Genomic DNA, 16514 nt, shown 5'->3' on the forward strand with positions numbered 1-16514 from the left:
GTCGGACGCGACAGCACTTCACCTTCGCGACGAAGCCCCCAGCAACCGCCTCTGCGTCGGAAAAAGCGACCAGCCCCAGCGCTGCTGCGCATAGCCCCACAGCCCCTGCTTGAAGAACAGCGTGACGAGGATCGCCAGCATGCCCAGGCCCAGCAGGTACCAGGTGCCGTAGTCGCTCAGGAACTTGTTGAGCGCCCAGAAGATGAGCGCGCCCACCAGCGGCCCCTCGATGCGGCCGATGCCGCCGATGACCACCATGAAGATGGCGAAAGCCGTCCAGTTGACGCTGAAGGCCGCATCGGGGCTTATGCGCAAATTGCCCACGAAGTACAGCGCCCCCGCGAGCCCCGCGCCGAAGGCCGCGACCACATACACCGCGAGCTTCATGCGCGCCACCGGAATGCCTTGCGACTCGGCCGCCACTTCGTTGTCGCGTATCGCCAGCAACGCCAGGCCGCGCTTGCTGCGCAGGAACAGGTACACCAGCGCGATGGCCGCGACCACGCAGGCCAGCGCCATCCAGTAGGTGGTGCTTTCGCGCGTGGCCTTCTCGATGCCGCGCAGCGCGGTGAGCGTAGTGCCCGAGCCGCCGCCCACCGCCGACACGTTGGCGAAGCTCAGGCGGAACACCTCCGCGATGACCCATGTGCCGATCGCGAAGTAGCCACCCGACAGACGAAACGCGACAAAGGAAACGGGAATGGCGATGAGCCCCGCCGCCAGCGCGCCCAGCGGAATCGCAATGAACGGATTGATGCCCGCGAAGTTGCCGAGCATCAGCATCACGTAGCCACCGAAGCCGAAGAAGGCCTGCTGCCCGATGCTCACCATTCCGCCGTATCCGGCAAGCAGATTCCACATCATCGCGAAGATGAAGTAGCAGGCGATCTCGACGAACTCGCGCATCCAGCTCGACTCGCCCCACCACGGGAGGCTGGCGGCAACGAGCACGAGGGCGATGCCGACGAAGAGTGCGACGCGGCTCGCGGCGGTGGCACGCTCGACGGCGATGAGGGGTGGGGGCATGCTCGTCATTCGGTTCATCCACGCGTTTTCGGAAAGAGCCCCTGCGGGCGCAGCACCAGCACGACGAGGAACACGATGTGCCCGAACCATATGCCCCAGCCCGGATCGAGCCTGAAGCCGATCTGCTGCGTGATGCCGAGAATCATCGCGCCGGCCAGCGTGCCCCAGAAGGAGCCCATGCCGCCGATGATCACCGCCTCGAACGCGAAGAGCAGCAGCAGCGGCCCGTCGGAAGGCGAGACGGTTGTTCGCATGCCCTGCAGCGCACCCGCGATGGCGATCAGCACGAAGGCGATCGCAGTGGCAAGCGCGTAGACCTTCTTCGCGTTCAGCCCCATGAGCTCCGCGATCTCGCGGTCGTCGGACACGGCGCGAAACGACCGGCCCAGCGCCGTGCGCGCAAAGAGCCACTGCAGAGCGCCCGTCGCAACGACCGCAATGGCCAGCACGATGAGCGGCAGTACGCCGAGCGACATCGCATCGCCCAGCGCAATGCCCTGCGTGTTGAGCCCGCCGGTCTCTATCGCGCGCGGATCGGCCGAGAACAGTTCGAGCAGCAGGTTCTGAATGACGATCGACAGGCCGAAAGTGACGACCAGCGAAGGCAGCGGGTCCTTGCCGAGCGTGCCGTTGAGCACGTAGCGCTGCAGCGCGTAGCCGAAACCGAAGGCCACCGGCAGCACCGCGAGCGCCACGAGCCAGGGCATGGCATCGCCCGTCAGCGACACGCCCGCGATGACCGCGAACGCGCCGAGGATGATGAAGTCACCCTGCGCCGTATTGGTGAGCCGCATCACGCCGAACATCAGCGACTGGCCCAGCGCGAACAGCGTGTAGAGGCCGCCGAGCAGCACGCCTTGAACGAAGGTTTCAAGCATGGGCGGCCTCGATGCCGAAGTAGGCCTGCGAGATCTGCTCGCGCGTCAGGTCGGCGGAATTTCCTTCGAGCGACACGCGGCCTTCCTGGAAGCAGTAGATGCGCTGAGAGACCTGGCGCGCCATGGTCACGTCCTGCTCGACGATGACCACGGTCATGCCCTCGCCGGTGATGGTCGGCATGGCGGCATAGATCTCGCGGATGACTATAGGCGCGAGACCGAGCGACAGCTCGTCGCACAGCAGCAGCTCGGGGTTGCTCATGAGCGCGCGGCCGAGCGCGACCATCTGCTGCTGGCCGCCCGACAGCGACGTGCCGGGCTGGTTTCGCTTCTCTGCGAGGATGGGAAACAGCGCGTACAGGCGCTGAAGGTTCCACGGGCCCTTGCGCGCGGCGGTGGCACCCATGAGCAGGTTCTCCTCGACGCTGAGGCTGGGAAACAGGCGTCGGCCTTCGGGAACCATGGCAAGGCCGCGGCGCACGATGTCGCCGGGAGGCATCCCGCCGATGGGCTCACCCTTGAAGCTGATCGCTTCGCGAGGCGCGCGCACCAGGCCCGTAAGGCTCTTGAGAAAGGTCGACTTGCCTGCGCCGTTGGCACCGATGATGGCGACGAGCTCGCCACGGGCCAGCGAGAAGTCGATGCCGAACAGGGCCTGGGCGTCGCCGTAGAAAGCCTTGAGGGCGTGGGTGGAAAGCAGCGCGCTCATGCCTCCATCCCCATGTACACGCGCCGCACCTCCGGGTCGTTCATCACCGCGCGCGGCTCGCCTTCCGCCAGCTTCTGCCCGAAGTTGATGACGAACAAGCGGTCCGCCAGCGACAGCAGCGCATGCACCACGTGCTCGATCCAGATCATCGTCACGCCGCGTGCCTTGATGCGCTTGAGCTCCCCGACCAGCACCGCGGCCTCTGGCTCCGTCAGCCCGCCCGCGATCTCGTCGAGCAGCAGCAACTGCGGCCGCGTCGCCAGCGCGCGCGCCAGCTCCAGCCGCTTGCGATCGAGCAGGGTCAGCCCACCCGCAGGCTTGTTCGCGTGCGGCATCAGCCCCGTCTGCTCCAGCACCTCGTGCGCCGTCTGCCATGCATCGCGCTCGGTCTGCTGCCCGCCGAAGCAGGCGGCCGTGACGAGGTTCTCGAACACGCTCATGTTGCCGAAGGGCTGCGGCACCTGGTAGCTGCGCCCGATGCCCGCGTGGCAGCGCTCGTGCGGCCGCAGCCGCGTCACGTCGCGGCCCGCGTATTCCACGCGCCCCGCATCGACGCGCACGTCGCCCGAGATCAGGTTGAACAGCGTGGTCTTCCCCGCGCCGTTCGGCCCGAGGATGCCCAGCGTCTCGCCCTCGGCCACCGACAGCGTGATGTCGTCCGTGACCTTGAGCGCTCCGTAGGACTTGCTCACGGCATGCAGTGCCAGCAGCGTCATGACGGTCAGAGCAGCCGCAGCTTGCCGCCGGCAGGAATGTTCGTCGCCGCCTCGTTGTTCACGATGGTCAGCTCCACCTTGTACTTCTGGCCCTTGCCCCACTGGCCGAGCACCAGCGGTGTCTTGCTGACGTTCTTGAACGGCCCCTGGCCGCCCCACTTCACCGGGCCGACTACCGAGTTGATCGAGGTCGATGCCACGGCGTCGCGCACGTCCGAAGCCTTCAGCGACTTGGCACGCCCGAGCGCATTCGCTGCCACTTCAAACAACGCATGCGCAAAGCCGATGGGCTGCGTCCACTGCTTCTTCGCACCGGCTTCATAGGCATCGGCCAGCGCCTTGGCGCTTTGCTGCGTGAGGCTCGAGGTGAACGGATGCGATGGGCTCCACCACACCTCGGTCGACAGGCCATCGCCCAGGTCACCCAGCGCCTCGATCGCGCCGGGGAACAGCAGTGCCTTGCCGAGCGTGACGATCTTCGGCTTGAAGCCCTGTTGCCGCGCCTGCGTGAGGAAGGTCTTCGCGTCCGGCGGAATCACTACGCCAGTGACGATCTCGACGCCCTCTTTCTTGAAGGCCGCGATCTGCGCGCTGAAATCTTGCGTGCCGTTCTGGAAGCGCCCAGGGTCGGTGAGCGTGAAGCCCATCTGCGCGAGTGGCTTGGGGAAGCCCAGTTCCTTGTCGCCCCAGGCGTTGCCGTCGCCGTCGTTCGGGAACAGGCCGCCCACCTTCTTGTTGGTGGCGAGCGTCTTCCAGCCGTTGGTGAAGTTGGCGATGACGTCTTCGAGGCCCCAGAACATGTGATACGTCCAGTTGAAGCCCTTCGCCGGGTCGCCCTTGCGGCCGAAGAACCAGGGCTGCCACGGCACCACGCTGGAGATGCAGGGCACCTCGTTGAGTTCACAGGCATCACTCACGGGGTTGGCGGTTTCGGGCGTGCCGGCGGTGAGCACCAGCGCGACCTTGTCTTTCAGGATCAGGTCGTTCGCCACCTCGCCCGCGCGGTTGGGGTTCGACTGGCTGTCCTTCAGCACGATCTGCACCGCGTATTTCTTGCCGCCGACACTGATGCCGTCCTTGAAGGCGGTCTTCATCTGGTCGATGACCCATTTGTCTGCCTCGCCGAAGGGCGCGAGCGGACCGGTCTGAGGCGACACGTAGCCGATCTTCAGCGTGTCGGCCGCGAACACCAGTGGCGTTGCGCCCGAAGCCACCAGCGCGGCCGTGGCCTGCGTGAACTGTCTGCGATTGAATGTCATGGTTGTCTCCGTCTCTTGTGTTTTTGTGCCGCCCGATCAGGGGTCAGCGCGCGAAGTGCGGCGGTATCTGCGCGTCGACGTTCACCCACACGCTCTTGACCTGCGTGTATTCGCGCATCGCATCGAACCCCATCTCGCGGCCGTAGCCGCTCTGGCCGACGCCGCCGAAGGGCGAGCCGGGGTTCACGCGCTTGTAGCTGTTGATCCAGACCATGCCGGCGTGCAGGTCGCGCGCGACCTTGTGGGCGCGCTGCAGGTTGTTGGTCCACAGGCCGCTGCCGAGGCCGTAGTCGGTGCCGTTGGCGATCTGCATCGCCTCTTCGTCGTTCTTGAAGGTGAGCACGGTGACGAACGGGCCGAACACCTCTTCCTGCGCGACGCGGTCCTTGTACGACCTGGCGCGCATCACGGTGGGCTCGACGTAGCAGCCCTTCGCAAGATCGCCGCCTGGCGACTTGCCGCCCGCGAGCAGTTCGCCGCCCTCGCCCAGCGCCACTTCCACATAGCTCAGCACGCGCTCGCGATGCTGCGCGCTGGTGAGCGGGCCCATCTCCGTCGCCTCGTCGAGCGGGTCGCCGAGGCGGATCGACTTCGCAAGCGGAATGAACTGCTCGAGGAAGGCATCGGCGATCTTCTCGTGCAGCATCAGCCGCGAGCCCGCAATGCAGGCCTGCCCCTGGTTGTGGAAGATGGCCCACGCGCTCCCGTTGACTGCAGCCTGCAGGTTCGCGTCTTCAAAGACGATGTTCGGCCCCTTGCCGCCGAGTTCGAGCTGCACCTTCTTCAGGTTGCCCGCGCTGGCCTGCACGATGCGCCGGCCCGTGGCGGTGCTGCCGGTGAAGGCGATCTTGGCGATCTCCGGATGCTCGGCGATGTACTGGCCCGCCACGCTGCCGAGCCCCGGCAGCATGTTGACCACGCCGGGCGGCAGGCCGGCCTCGGCCATCAGCTCGGCGATGCGCAGGGACGACAGCGGCGTGATCTCCGCCGGCTTCATCACGATGCAGTTGCCGGCCGCGAGCGCGGGCGCCATCTTCCAGCTGGTGAACATCAGCGGAAAGTTCCACGGCACCACCTGGCCGACGATGCCGACGGGCTCGCGCAGCGTGTAGTTGAGAAAGCCCTCTTCGACCGGAATGGTCTCGCCCTGGAACTTGTCGGCCATGCCGCCGAAGTAGCGGAAGCACGCTGCCGTGCGCGGCACGTCGAGCCGGCGCGAATCGCGGATCGGGTGGCCGGTGTCGAGCGATTCGAGGCGCGCGAGCTCTTCGCCGTTGGCTTCGATGAGGTCGGCGAGCTTCAGCAGGATGCGGCCACGGTCGGCGGCAGCCATGCGGCTCCATCTGGGGAAGGCACGCTTCGCCGCGGCGACGGCCTTGTCGATGTCGGCCTTGCCGGCCAGCGCGACCTGGGCGATGGGCGTGTTGTCGTGCGGGTTCAGCGTGGCGAGGGTCTCGCCGGATTCGGCGTCGACGAAGCGGCCGTCGATGAAGAGCTGGTGGCGAATGGAAAGAGCAGGCATGAGTTTCCTCTCCCTCCCCGCTTGGGGAGAGTTGGATGGAAGGGCGTCGGGAGGGAGAGAAAAGCCGGTCAGAACTCGACCGGAATCTCCGGGCTCTCGCCCTTCTGGATTTCGTACACCAGGCTCGGCGACCCGTTCTCCCACACCAGCAGCATCGAGCGCTTGGGGCTGAAGCCCTGGTGGCGGCAGTAGGCGGGCATGGCTGCCATGTCGCCGGCCTTCATGATCACGCGGGCCATGGGCCTGCCGGTGTTCTTGTCGCCGCAGTCCCAGTGGATTTCGTCGGTCATCTGGAAGAACCACTCGACACGATCGTTGCCGTGGATGATCGGCAGGATGTGCTCCTCGGTCGTCGGGCACATGTAGCTGTGCTTCACCACCGAGGTGAAGCTCGGGTTCCAGGTGACCTGCGAGCGGCTCAGGAAGCCGAAGAGATTGAAGGCGTGCACGTCGTTCTCGAAGCCGGGCTCGGGGTGCAGCTCGGGCTGGCACTGCGGCACGTCGGCAAAGGCGCGGTTCACCGGAGCGCCGCGTTCGTCGCTGCGCAGGTCGAGGTCGCCCTTCAGGCCCACGCAGCGCTTGGCAAGTTCACGCGCCCTCGTGATCTTGGCGGTGTTGTTGCCGTTCTTGCGGCCGTAGGGCGAGCCGGTTTCCTGCGGCGCGGCGAAGGGGTCGAAGCTCTCGTTGGTCCAGTCGTCGAGCATGGCCTCGAAGGTGGCGCGGATCTGCGCGGTCGGGAAGTTCTCCAGCAGGTCGATGCCCGCGTCCTTCATGGTGCCGTTGAAGCTGCCGGCGTACAGGTCGACCGACTCGTAGTGGTTGACGGTGCCGAACACGTCGTCGAAGTTGACCCAGCCGTAGAAGAAGCCCCAGGCCACGTCGCGCATCAGTGCGCGCAGATAGCTGCCGGCGTCCATGGTGTGGCTCATGGGGCGGCCGTCGCGGGTCTTCCAGCCGATGTGCACGAAGTATTCGTCGCGGCGAAAGCTGAAGCTGCCGAGCGAAAAGTCCTTGTAGCCGAGCGTGGCGTCGGGCTGCGACGCGATCACCTTGGCGAGTTCTGCGGGTGCGTTCATGGTGTGTGGCTCCTGGGTTCGGGTGCGGTCAATGCACTCAGTGCGATTGGCAGATGTCGGCCCACTTCTCGACCGAGAGATCGCCCTTGCAGCTTTGCAGGACGATCACGCCCGGCTCGCCCGCGCTGCGGAACTGATAGGCGGTGTTCTTCGGCAGCAGGCCCTGGTGGCCGCGCGAGAGCTTCATCCAGCCCATCTTCTTGCCCTTGGGCTCGCCCTTGACGAGCACGGCGCCGTTCTTTTCCTTGTCGGCCACTGTCTGGCCGTCGTCGAGCTGCACGAGGTGCACTTCGACGTCGCCGTCCATCACGAGCGCGAATTCGTCGTGCGCGCAGGTGTACCAGGGCGATGTGCCTTCGGCGCGCAGCGTCTCCAGTACGTAGATCTGGTTCTGGCCGAACACGACCTTCTCGTAGGGTTTGCTGATGCTCGCGATCTCGAAGCAGTTGGAGAACGCGTAGTGGCGAACGTCGTCGTCGATGGGCTCGACATGACCCTTCTCGAAGTGCTTGAGTGAACCGAAGCGGGTCTTGTAGGCGGTCGCAGTGGTGGCTGTCATGGCTTGTCTCCTGTTGTCTCCAGTGATGGGTGAACTCTAGGAGTCAAGCGGCGGCACCGGTAGGGACCAGTTTGGAAGAGGATTATTCGGAGCTTCCGAACAATCGCAGGGGTTTACCCCCGTTCGGGCGCTATCCGCTGGAGCGGCTGAACTCGATGAGCTCGGCAGGAATAAGGCCTCGCTCGATCAACGTGGCGTCCCACGGCGGCACGCGCGTGAAGCGGGTGGCGATGTGTTCGATGAAGAGGCGCAGCTTCAGCGCATTGCGCGAGGTGCCCGCATAAACCGCGCTCAGCGAGAACGACGACAGCTGGTGCTCGGCCAGCACCACGCGCAGCTCGCCGCGCGCAATGGCATCGCCCGCCACGAGCGTGGGCAGGCAGACGATGCCCGCATGCTCCAGTGCATATTCGCGCAGCAGGTGCACGCTGTTGGTCAGCAGCGCGGCATTCAGGTAGATGGTGGTCTGCTCGCCCTCGTGGTGAAAGGTCCATCGGTCGCGCGTGGGGTAGCCCGAGTAGAGGCCCAGCTTGTGCCGGTGCAGGTCGCGCGGCGCAGCGGGCGCGCCGTGCGCTTCGAGGTACGCCGGAGTGGCGCAGAGCACCCGCCGCACCGGAAAGAGCGGCCGCGACACCAGCTCCTGCGAGGCCGCGGGAAAGATCTGCAGCGCGCAGTCGACGCCGGCCTTCACGGGGTCGGCCACCGCGTCGCTCACGATCAGCTCGAGGTGGATGTCAGGGTAGGTCGTCTGGAACTCGCGCAGCAGCGTGGCGAAGCGGCCCAGCACCATGCCGGTGAGTGCATGCACGCGCAGGATGCCCGAGGGCGTGCCGCGCGCATCGCGCATCTGGTCGACGATGTCGTTGGCGCGCCCCACCAGCTCGGTGCAGTCGCGCAGAAAGGCCTGGCCCATGTCGCTGAGCCTCACCACGCGCGTGCTGCGGTGGAACAGCGGCGCGCCCAGAAACTCTTCGAGTTGCTTGACCCGCGTAGTGACGACTGAATTGGCCACGCGCAGCTGCCGCGCCGCTTCCGCAAAGCTCTGGGTCTGCGCGACGCGAACGAAAGTTTCAATGCTTTGGAGGCGGTCCACGGCGGCACTGTACTGCGGGGCCGGTCGGCGCGGGGCGCCACGGGACGTTGCGGGCAAGCCTAAAGGCCGCGAAAGACCGTTATCCCTGTGTCGGGGAGTTACGTGCCCCACTTACAATCCCTGCCGCATCACCCACCCCTACGAGGTCTTGTCCGCAATGCCCAAGAGCCCCCGGCCACGCGCCCGTTTCAGCTTCTCCCCCACCGTGCGCGCCCTGTTCCTGGCCGCGGCAACCTGTGGCGCCGTGCTCCCGGCGCTGGCCGCCATCGAGCATGAGGAGGTCGACAAGCTCATGCAGGCCGGCAAGCTCGACGAGGCCCTGACGAAGGCCGACGCCTTCCTCAAAGACAAGCCGCGCGACCCGCAGATGCGCTTTCTCAAGGGCGTGATCCAGCTCGACACCGGCAAGCGCAACGAGGCCATCGCCGCCTTCACCCAGCTCACGCTGGACGCGCCCGAGCTGCCCGAGCCGTACAACAACCTCGCGGTGATCTACGCGAGCCAGAACCAGTTCGACAAGGCACGCAGCGCGCTCGAAAGCGCCATTCGCACCAACCCCAGCTACGCCACCGCCCAGGAAAACCTCGGCGACGTGTATGCACGGCTGGCCAGCCAGGCCTACAGCAAGGCCCTGCAGCTCGACCAGAACAACACGGCCGTGCAGCCCAAGCTGGCGGTGATCCGCACGCTCTTCACGCCGACACCGCCGGGCACCAAGCCGGCAGCCCTGGTGGCCTCGGCAGCACCTGTCCCGGCGGCAAAGGCGCCGGCTCCCGCGCCAGCCCCCGCTGCGCCGCCGCCACCAGTCAAGGTTGCCGCAGCTCCCGCACCGGTGACCGCCGCGCCCAAGGCGCCCGAGGCAAAGGCGCCCGAAGCGGCGCCGGCTCCAGCACCTGCACCAGCCCCCGCGGCCAGCACCGCTTCCAATGCCGAAGTCGAATCCGCCGTGCGCGCCTGGGCTTCGGCCTGGGCCAGCCAGGACATGGACCGCTACCTCGCGGCCTACGGCCCCGACTTCACGCCCACCGGCGGCCAGAGCCGCAAGGGCTGGGAAGAAGACCGCCGCGCCCGCATCGTCGGCAAGTCGAGCATCAGCGTGAACATCGAGAACCTCGCGATCAAGGTCGACGGACAGAACGCGACGGCCAAGTTCCGCCAGATCTATCGCGCGGACAACCTCAACGTTTCGAGCCGCAAGACGCTGGACCTGCAGCGCTCCGGCAATCAATGGCACATTCGCAAGGAAAGCGTCGGCGGCTAGTGGCAGACATCGTCCGGCTCGGCCGGCTTCAGAATCCCCCGTTTCGTCTGCGCAGCGGACAACTGCTCGCAGCGCTGATGACCGCATCGGCGCTGATGCTGGCGGCGCCCGGTGCGGCGCTGGCGTCGAACAGCACCCACAAGGCGGGCAGCGCCAAAGCCGCCAGCGGCGGCACCAAGGCCAAGGCTGCGAGCAGCAGCCGTTCCGCCACGCGCGGTGCGAACGGTCGGTCTGCCTCCGCCAAGGGCAAGAAGGGCGTGGCTGCTGCAGAGGCCCGAACAGCTGCCGCGACGGCAACAAGGCCCACACGCAGGTCGGCATCCGCCTCCTCCATCCAGGAAGCCAGCAACGCCGAAGCCCGCCTGATCGCGGTCTATGAAATGTTCGGCCGCGGACAGGCCCGCCCCGCGCTGGCCAAGGCCCGCGACCTGGTGCGCGACTACCCGAACTTCCAGCTTGCGCAGCTCGTCTACGGCGATCTGCTTGCGGCACAAGTACCCCCGTCGAATGCCCTGCCCGACACCGCCAGCATCGCGAAGATGCGCGGCAACCCCGCCATGGCCGAGCTGCACGAGGAATCGAAGCGCCGCCTGCAGGCCCTGCGCGAGCGTCCGCCGGCCAACACCGTGCCGTCGCAGTTCCTGACGCTCTCGACCCGCAGCCGCTACGCCATTGCCGTCGACGCCTCGCGCTCGCGGCTGTACCTGTTCGAGAACTCGGACAAGGGCCTGAAGCTCACGGCCGACTACTACATCTCGGTCGGCAAGTCGGGCACCGACAAGGTCACCGAGGGCGACGCGCGCACCCCGCTGGGCGTGTACTACATCACCAGCAGCCTCGATCCGAAGTCGCTGAAAGACTTCTACGGCGCGGGCGCCCTGCCCATCAACTACCCCAACCCGTACGACGTGCGGCGCGGCAAGACCGGCGGCGGCATCTGGCTGCACGGCACCCCGCCCCAGCAGTTCGCCCGGGCGCCGCTGGCAAGCGACGGGTGCGTGGTCATGGCAAACCCTGACCTGAAGCAGCTTTTGCGAAAAGTGCAAATCGGCGCCACCCCGGTGGTCACCGCGCGCAGCCTGCAATGGATTTCACAACCGCAGGCCGAAAAAGAAACCCAGTCAATTACAAGCGCTATCAATGGCTGGAAAGATGCGCGAGCCAATGGAAATGAAGCGCAATTGAAGAAATTCTATTTGCCCGATTTCCAGCGCAGCAGCAAGAAATCCACTGAAGGAATTTCGGCTGTCGACGAAGAAGTGAAATACGCGCAGGGCAAGCGTGTGCAATTCAAGGACATGTCGTACCTCCACTGGCGGGACGGTGACGACACCATGATTGTTACCTTCGGCGAAGTGTTCGAAGGCGAGAAGAGCGGACGTTCCCGGCGCCAGTACTGGTTACGCCAGGGTACCGACTGGAAGCTCTTTCACGAAGAAATCCTGGGCTGAGGCCCGGTCGAATCCCTCTCGGCGACGGGGTCACCCCCTCAAACCCGTGACTTTTTGCTCACGGGTTTAGCCTTTTTTCACTGTTACATCTGGCCCTTTGGGGCTTCGTGCTACGTAACACGTAACGCACTTGTTCCCGTAACACCCCCGTTTCGCGCGTTCCCGGCGACGTAACGTCGCATCCCCTCTTCATGGGAGGCGCCGCGCGCCCTACAGAGGGAAAAATTCACTTCCAAACTGTCCACCAGCTGACCAGGTCTCTTCCTGGCTCGGGCTGGCAGGAGGCTTGCAGCCATCCTGCTTTACTCCTTTTGGCTAGCACACCTGGGCGAAAGTCTTGCGGGTTTGCCTTGTTGATACACGGAGTTACGCTGTATAACATCCACCTCGCAAGCCTTTGTTAACACTTCCTGAAAGGGGAAATCATGCTTAGCTCTATTACTCGTTTTCTGCGCGACGAAGAAGGTGCAACCGCAATTGAATATGGAATTATTGCGGGGCTTATTTCCGTCGCGATCGTGGCTGTTTTGGCTGGAGACGACGGCCTTGGCAAACGACTGGCCAAGGTCTTCCAGGACATTACCGACAAGCTGACGACCACCGTCACGCCAAAGTAAATAAAAACAAGTGTCGGCATTGGCCTGTTTGCTCTGGTTGCTCTGTGTCGCTGTCTATGACTTCCGGAAGCGGCGTGTGCCCAACTGGCTGGTCCTGTCCGGAGCCGTCGTGGCCCTGGCAGTCATCGGCTTCGGGGCACAGCCCTTCGGCGTCAACTGGACAGCGGCACTCGCAGGCGCCGCATCGGGTTTCGGTTTCCTGTTGCTCTTCTATGCAATGGGTCTCATGGGAGCAGGCGACGTGAAATTCGCTGGCGCTCTCGGACTCTGGGTCGGCCTGTGGGCACTGGCGCCGATCTGGATTGGCGCGGGTCTGCTGGCCGGGGCGCATGGCGCACTCTGGTACGCCCTGCAGCGTTGGCCCGTCTCCCCACGGCTTGCCCTGATCCTGTCGGGCCAGCCCTCTCCAGCCGCCGGCGGCGCTTCGCAAAGCCGGGCTCGCTTCATTCCTTATGCGGCCTACCTTGCGTTGGCCACGGTGGCTTGGATGTTCTGGGGCCGACAGAGCTAGCAGACAGCTGCCTCTGTCCATGCAGGCCATTCATCCCTCACTTTTCATGATTGCTTGCCCTCATCCCTCAGTCCGCCGCCCATGATCAATCTCTCAAAAATCCTCGCAGCCATCCTGGTGCTCCTGGCCATTGCATTGGGCGTCTATGCCTGGATGCTGAGCCGCCAGGCGCCCGCACCGGCAACAGCGGCTACCGGCACTGCGGCCACTCCCACCAAAGCCCAGCAGGTGCTTGTCTACCCGGTCGTGGTGGCCGCCAAGCCGCTGCCCGCGGGCCTGGCGATTCCGGCAGACGCGCTGCGCGTGGAACGACTGACGATCAACCCCACCGGCGCCTTCCAGGATGTGACCGTTGCCGCCGGCCGCGTGCCGGTGCTCGATCTCGCCGAAGGCACTCCGGTGATGGAGAACCAACTGGTCTCCGGTCTCGCACTGCGCATCGGCGAAGGTGAACGCGCCGTGGCGATCAAAGCCGACGAAGTCATGGGCGTAGGCAACAAGATCCAGCCCGGTGACTTCGTCGACGTCTTCATCATGCTCAAGTCGGACGGCAAGGACGTGGACCGCAGCCAGGCCCGCCTGCTGCTCGCACGCAAGCGCGTGCTGGCCTTCGGCAGTGCCTCCGTCGACGGGCTGCCTTCCAAGTCGCCGGACAAGGCGGCCGCGCAGCAGGCCCAGCGCGGCGAGCAGGCCCGCACGGCCGTACTTGCCGTACCTCTGGACGACGTGAACCGCCTGACCATCGGCGACGCCAGCGGCCGCCTGATGCTCGCCCTGCGCAACCCGACCGATCTGTCGGAGCCCGATCCGAAGCTCTTCGCCGAACTGCCCACGGCCCTGCAACTGCCACCGCCCAAGGCGGGCGAATCGCGCCGTGCGCCGCTCGAAGGACTCGACCGCGCCCAGGCCGGCCTGACCGCCGCCGACCTCGTCACCGGAGGCAAGGGCCCCAGCGTCCGTCCGCAAGCCGCCGAAGTCCGCACCGCCGCCGGCGCGCCACGCGCTGCCGGGCCTGCGCGAGGCGGGCTCCAGGTCGAGGTCATTCGCGGCGAACGCAGCGAAACCGTGAACTACTGAGCACGCAGCCAGCCGACACCCGTCATCCAGGAAAAACAAATGCCCTATAAGCCTCGCGAGCAGTCGACCCGTGCCATTCGCAGCCCCATGAATGTCTCGTCGCGGCTGCTGCGCCCGTCCCTGATCGCCCTGTGCGCGATGGCTCAAACCGTCTGGCCGGTGGCATCGACGGCCGCGGACGCACAGCCGGTGCGCCCACAGCTGCAGCGCCCCCTGGTGATGACCGCCGGCACGCAGCAAGAGCTGCTGATCGACAAGGGCATCGACCGGATGGCCATCGGCGACGAGGCGGTGGCCGGCGTCACCATCACGCGCAAGACACAGAATTCGCCGGGGGCACGACTCATCGTGACCGGCAAGGCCGCGGGACGCACCTCGCTGATGGTCTGGGAAAAGGGCAACTCCGCAGCCACGACCTACATCGTCGAAGTGCGGCGCCGCACGTCCACGCTCGCGGGGTCGATGGACAGCATGCCCGCTCACCAGCAGGCACGCGACACCGCGCTGGCAAGCAGCGCCAGCGACAAGGCCGAACTGATCGACCGCTCCGTCGTGAACGTGCGAAGCAACACCGTGCAGGTCGAAGTGAAGGTGGTGGAATTCAACCGCAGCGTGCTCAAGCAGGCCGGCCTGAACATCTTCAGCACGCGCCCCAATTCGAACGGTTTCAGCTTCGGCGTGTTCTCGCCCTCCTCGCTCGGAAGCACGACCTTCGCGGCCAACGGACAGATCAGTGGCGAGTACAGCAACCCCCTGGCACAGGCCTTCAGTCTTCTCTTCAACTTCAGCAAGGCCGGCATCGGCCTGAATGTGGGCTTCCTCGAAGGCAACGGCATGGCGCGCGTGCTCGCCGAGCCCACGCTGGTGGCGCTGTCTGGCCAGAGTGCGAGCTTCCTGGCCGGCGGCGAACTGCCGATTCCAGTGCCACAAGGCCTGGGCACCACCAGCATCGAATACAAGCCCTTCGGCATCGGCCTCACGCTGACGCCCACGGTCCTGTCGAACGAACGCATCGTGCTGAAAGTCGCCCCCGAAGCCAGCGACCTCGACTACACCAACTCTTTGAGCCTCAATGGTGTCGCCGTGCCGGCGATCACCACACGCCGTGCCGACACCACGGTAGAGCTGGGCGACGGCGAGAGCTTCATCATCGGCGGGCTCGTGAGCCGCACCACCACCTCGAACGCCGACAAGGTGCCTTTGCTCGGCGACCTGCCGATCCTGGGCACCTTCTTCAGCAAGACCAACTACAAGATGAACGAGAAGGAACTGGTGATCCTGGTCACCCCGCACCTGGTCAAGCCCATTGCGCGCGGCACCGACCTCACACCGTACCTGCCCGGCGGCGCCGAACGGCGCGACGGCGCAGTGTGGCGCTCGTATTTCCTTGGCGGCGCAGTCGACACACCCGTGCCCGGCTTCTCACGCTGACGGCAACAACGATGACCCGGAACATGCATCGCAGGCTGGCACCATGAACGCACCACGCGACAGCATCCCTGAAACAGGCAGCGAAACCTACCTGTTCGCTTCGAGCAACGGCAGCCACATCACCTGGCTGACCGACGCGCTCGGCACCCTCGGCTCCGTGGTGGTCCTGCCCCCGGAAACGAAGTCGATCGACGAGCGCATCGCCCTGCTGGGGCCGGTGGCGGTCTTCATCGACTTCTCACCCGACCAGGCCGCCGCCGCCAACCAACTCCACCAGCGCCTCAAGCGCGACTGGCCGACGCTGCCCGTGCTGGCCACCGGCGTGTCGGCCGAGCCCGCCGCCATGCTTTCGGCCCTGCGCGCGGGCGTGGACGACTTCATCGACATTGCCGCGCCTCCTTCCGATGCAGTGACCACGCTGCGCACGCTGCTGGAGCGGCGCAGCACCCTGCAGGGCGGCACGCGCGGCAGCACGCTGGCACTGCTCGGCGCGCGCGCCGGCCTCGGCGTGACCACGCTGGCCACCAGCCTGGCCCTGACGCTGAACGACCAACTCACGCAGGCGCCCGCGCGCCCGCCGGGCCGCAGCACGCGGCATGGCGTGGCACTGCTCGACCTGGGCCTGCCAGCGCGCGACGGCCTGCTCTACCTCGACACGCAAAGCGGCTTCAGCTTTGTCGATGGCGTGCGCAACCTGCGCCGGCTCGACCAGACGCTGCTGCACACCGCGCTCGCGCATCACACCAGCGGCGTGGCCGTGCTGCCGCTGCCCGCCAGCCTGGCGCAGGTGCGCGAGATCTCGCATGCCGACTCGGTCGCACTCATCAAGCGACTGGCCGACTTCTTCGATTTCCAGATCGCCGACCTCGGCGGCTTCTCGACCATCGACTTCATGGCGCAGACCGTGCGCGAAGCGCAGCAGGCGTGGGTCGTGTGCGACCAGAGCATCGGCGGCATCGTGTCCACAGCCAACATGCTCAAGGAGCTGCGCGCGCGCGGCGTCGAGATCGAACGCCTGTCGCTGGTGGTCAACAAGTTCGACGGCCACGTGGGCCTGTCGGCCAAGGACATCGCCGAGCGCCTCGAACTTCCGCTGCGGCATGTGCTGCCGGCGCGCAGCGCGCAATTGCTCGCTGCAGCCAGCCGCGGCGAGATGCTCGTGCGCACCGCGCGCAGCGACCCCTATGCGCAGGCCGTGACGGGACTCGCCCGCAGCCTGCACCAGGAATACATGTCTGCCACGGGCCAACCCCCGGCCAAGGATCCACGCTGGGTTGCGCTCATGTCGCAAGTTACCGGCCTCTGGAAGAGTTCACACGAAGGTTGAG

At 66.0% G+C, this 16514-nt stretch carries 16 protein-coding genes; 7 read left to right on the forward strand and 9 right to left on the reverse strand.

The genetic code is table 11. The annotated features are described in order from the left end of the window. Nucleotides 1-18: 18 nt before the first annotated feature. The 9 genes from ACZYSP_RS18120 to ACZYSP_RS18160 all read right to left on the reverse strand — a co-directional run bounded on the left by ACZYSP_RS18120 (nt 19) and on the right by ACZYSP_RS18160 (nt 8838). Nucleotides 19-1026 (reverse strand): branched-chain amino acid ABC transporter permease, encoded by a 1008-nt coding sequence (locus ACZYSP_RS18120; protein ID WP_426390398.1) that lies wholly within the window; start codon nt 1024-1026, stop codon nt 19-21. A 14-nt stretch (nt 1027-1040) separates the two neighbouring features. Then, complete coding sequence (locus ACZYSP_RS18125; protein ID WP_489015698.1) at nt 1041-1904, reverse strand: branched-chain amino acid ABC transporter permease; 864 nt, start codon at nt 1902-1904, stop codon at nt 1041-1043. Beyond that, complete coding sequence (locus tag ACZYSP_RS18130; RefSeq protein WP_097198031.1) at nt 1897-2613, reverse strand: ABC transporter ATP-binding protein; 717 nt, start codon at nt 2611-2613, stop codon at nt 1897-1899. The genes ACZYSP_RS18125 and ACZYSP_RS18130 overlap by 8 nt, the downstream gene beginning before the upstream one ends. Further along, nucleotides 2610-3329 carry an ABC transporter ATP-binding protein gene (locus ACZYSP_RS18135; protein WP_489015701.1) on the reverse strand — a complete coding sequence of 240 codons (720 nt, stop codon included), beginning with the start codon at nt 3327-3329 and terminating at the stop codon, nt 2610-2612. Before ACZYSP_RS18135 ends, ACZYSP_RS18130 begins: the two co-directional genes overlap by 4 nt. A gap of 5 nt (nt 3330-3334) precedes the next feature. Continuing rightward, nucleotides 3335-4588 (reverse strand): ABC transporter substrate-binding protein, encoded by a 1254-nt coding sequence (locus ACZYSP_RS18140; RefSeq protein WP_489015703.1) that lies wholly within the window; start codon nt 4586-4588, stop codon nt 3335-3337. Nucleotides 4589-4631: 43 nt separating this feature from the next. Next, nucleotides 4632-6095, reverse strand: a complete 1464-nt coding sequence (locus ACZYSP_RS18145) for an aldehyde dehydrogenase family protein (RefSeq protein ID WP_489015978.1) — start codon at nt 6093-6095, stop codon at nt 4632-4634. Nucleotides 6096-6178: 83 nt separating this feature from the next. Then, nucleotides 6179-7186 (reverse strand): hydroxyquinol 1,2-dioxygenase, encoded by a 1008-nt coding sequence (locus ACZYSP_RS18150; protein ID WP_489015705.1) that lies wholly within the window; start codon nt 7184-7186, stop codon nt 6179-6181. Between the two features lie 37 nt (nt 7187-7223). Continuing rightward, a complete protein-coding gene (locus tag ACZYSP_RS18155) occupies nt 7224-7745 on the reverse strand; it encodes a cupin domain-containing protein (protein WP_097198029.1) in 522 nt (173 codons plus the stop codon). Between the two features lie 130 nt (nt 7746-7875). Beyond that, a complete protein-coding gene (locus ACZYSP_RS18160; protein ID WP_489015708.1) occupies nt 7876-8838 on the reverse strand; it encodes a LysR family transcriptional regulator in 963 nt (320 codons plus the stop codon). A 157-nt stretch (nt 8839-8995) separates the two neighbouring features. Here ACZYSP_RS18160 and ACZYSP_RS18165 point away from each other — a divergent pair, with 157 nt between their 5' ends. From ACZYSP_RS18165 to ACZYSP_RS18195, 7 genes are all read left to right on the forward strand, one after another. Beyond that, entirely contained in the window at nt 8996-10099 is a 1104-nt protein-coding gene (locus ACZYSP_RS18165; RefSeq protein WP_489015710.1) for a YybH family protein, read from the forward strand. Next, nucleotides 10066-11550, forward strand: coding sequence for a L,D-transpeptidase family protein (locus ACZYSP_RS18170; RefSeq protein WP_489015712.1), 1485 nt, complete (start codon nt 10066-10068; stop codon nt 11548-11550). The genes ACZYSP_RS18165 and ACZYSP_RS18170 overlap by 34 nt, the downstream gene beginning before the upstream one ends. 425 nt (nt 11551-11975) lie before the next feature. Continuing rightward, nucleotides 11976-12167, forward strand: coding sequence for a Flp family type IVb pilin (locus tag ACZYSP_RS18175; RefSeq protein ID WP_435466242.1), 192 nt, complete (start codon nt 11976-11978; stop codon nt 12165-12167). A 10-nt stretch (nt 12168-12177) separates the two neighbouring features. Beyond that, on the forward strand, nt 12178-12678 hold the full coding sequence (locus tag ACZYSP_RS18180) for an A24 family peptidase (RefSeq protein ID WP_489015715.1): 501 nt from the start codon (nt 12178-12180) through the stop codon (nt 12676-12678). A gap of 81 nt (nt 12679-12759) precedes the next feature. Next, nucleotides 12760-13755 (forward strand): Flp pilus assembly protein CpaB, encoded by a 996-nt coding sequence (gene cpaB / locus ACZYSP_RS18185; RefSeq protein ID WP_258352966.1) that lies wholly within the window; start codon nt 12760-12762, stop codon nt 13753-13755. A gap of 39 nt (nt 13756-13794) precedes the next feature. Further along, entirely contained in the window at nt 13795-15186 is a 1392-nt protein-coding gene (locus tag ACZYSP_RS18190) for a type II and III secretion system protein family protein (protein WP_489015717.1), read from the forward strand. 43 nt (nt 15187-15229) lie between these two features. Then, a complete protein-coding gene (locus tag ACZYSP_RS18195) occupies nt 15230-16513 on the forward strand; it encodes a CpaE/TadZ family protein (RefSeq protein WP_489015719.1) in 1284 nt (427 codons plus the stop codon). The last annotated feature ends 1 nt before the right edge of the window (nt 16514 follow it).

The organism is Variovorax sp. F042, from assembly GCF_057814215.1.

Bases quoted from the DNA above. Each gene is read 5' to 3' on its own strand.
- ACZYSP_RS18120 (WP_426390398.1), bottom strand. From the start codon at position 1,026: ATGCCCCCACCCCTCATCGCCGTCGAGCGTGCCACCGCCGCGAGCCGC.
- ACZYSP_RS18125 (WP_489015698.1), bottom strand. From the start codon at position 1,904: ATGCTTGAAACCTTCGTTCAAGGCGTGCTGCTCGGCGGCCTCTACACG.
- ACZYSP_RS18130 (WP_097198031.1), bottom strand. From the start codon at position 2,613: ATGAGCGCGCTGCTTTCCACCCACGCCCTCAAGGCTTTCTACGGCGAC.
- ACZYSP_RS18135 (WP_489015701.1), bottom strand. From the start codon at position 3,329: ATGACGCTGCTGGCACTGCATGCCGTGAGCAAGTCCTACGGAGCGCTC.
- ACZYSP_RS18140 (WP_489015703.1), bottom strand. From the start codon at position 4,588: ATGACATTCAATCGCAGACAGTTCACGCAGGCCACGGCCGCGCTGGTG.
- ACZYSP_RS18150 (WP_489015705.1), bottom strand. From the start codon at position 7,186: ATGAACGCACCCGCAGAACTCGCCAAGGTGATCGCGTCGCAGCCCGAC.
- ACZYSP_RS18155 (WP_097198029.1), bottom strand. From the start codon at position 7,745: ATGACAGCCACCACTGCGACCGCCTACAAGACCCGCTTCGGTTCACTC.
- ACZYSP_RS18165 (WP_489015710.1), top strand. From the start codon at position 8,996: ATGCCCAAGAGCCCCCGGCCACGCGCCCGTTTCAGCTTCTCCCCCACC.
- ACZYSP_RS18170 (WP_489015712.1), top strand. From the start codon at position 10,066: ATGGCACATTCGCAAGGAAAGCGTCGGCGGCTAGTGGCAGACATCGTC.
- ACZYSP_RS18175 (WP_435466242.1), top strand. From the start codon at position 11,976: ATGCTTAGCTCTATTACTCGTTTTCTGCGCGACGAAGAAGGTGCAACC.
- cpaB (WP_258352966.1), top strand. From the start codon at position 12,760: ATGATCAATCTCTCAAAAATCCTCGCAGCCATCCTGGTGCTCCTGGCC.
- ACZYSP_RS18190 (WP_489015717.1), top strand. From the start codon at position 13,795: ATGCCCTATAAGCCTCGCGAGCAGTCGACCCGTGCCATTCGCAGCCCC.
- ACZYSP_RS18195 (WP_489015719.1), top strand. From the start codon at position 15,230: ATGAACGCACCACGCGACAGCATCCCTGAAACAGGCAGCGAAACCTAC.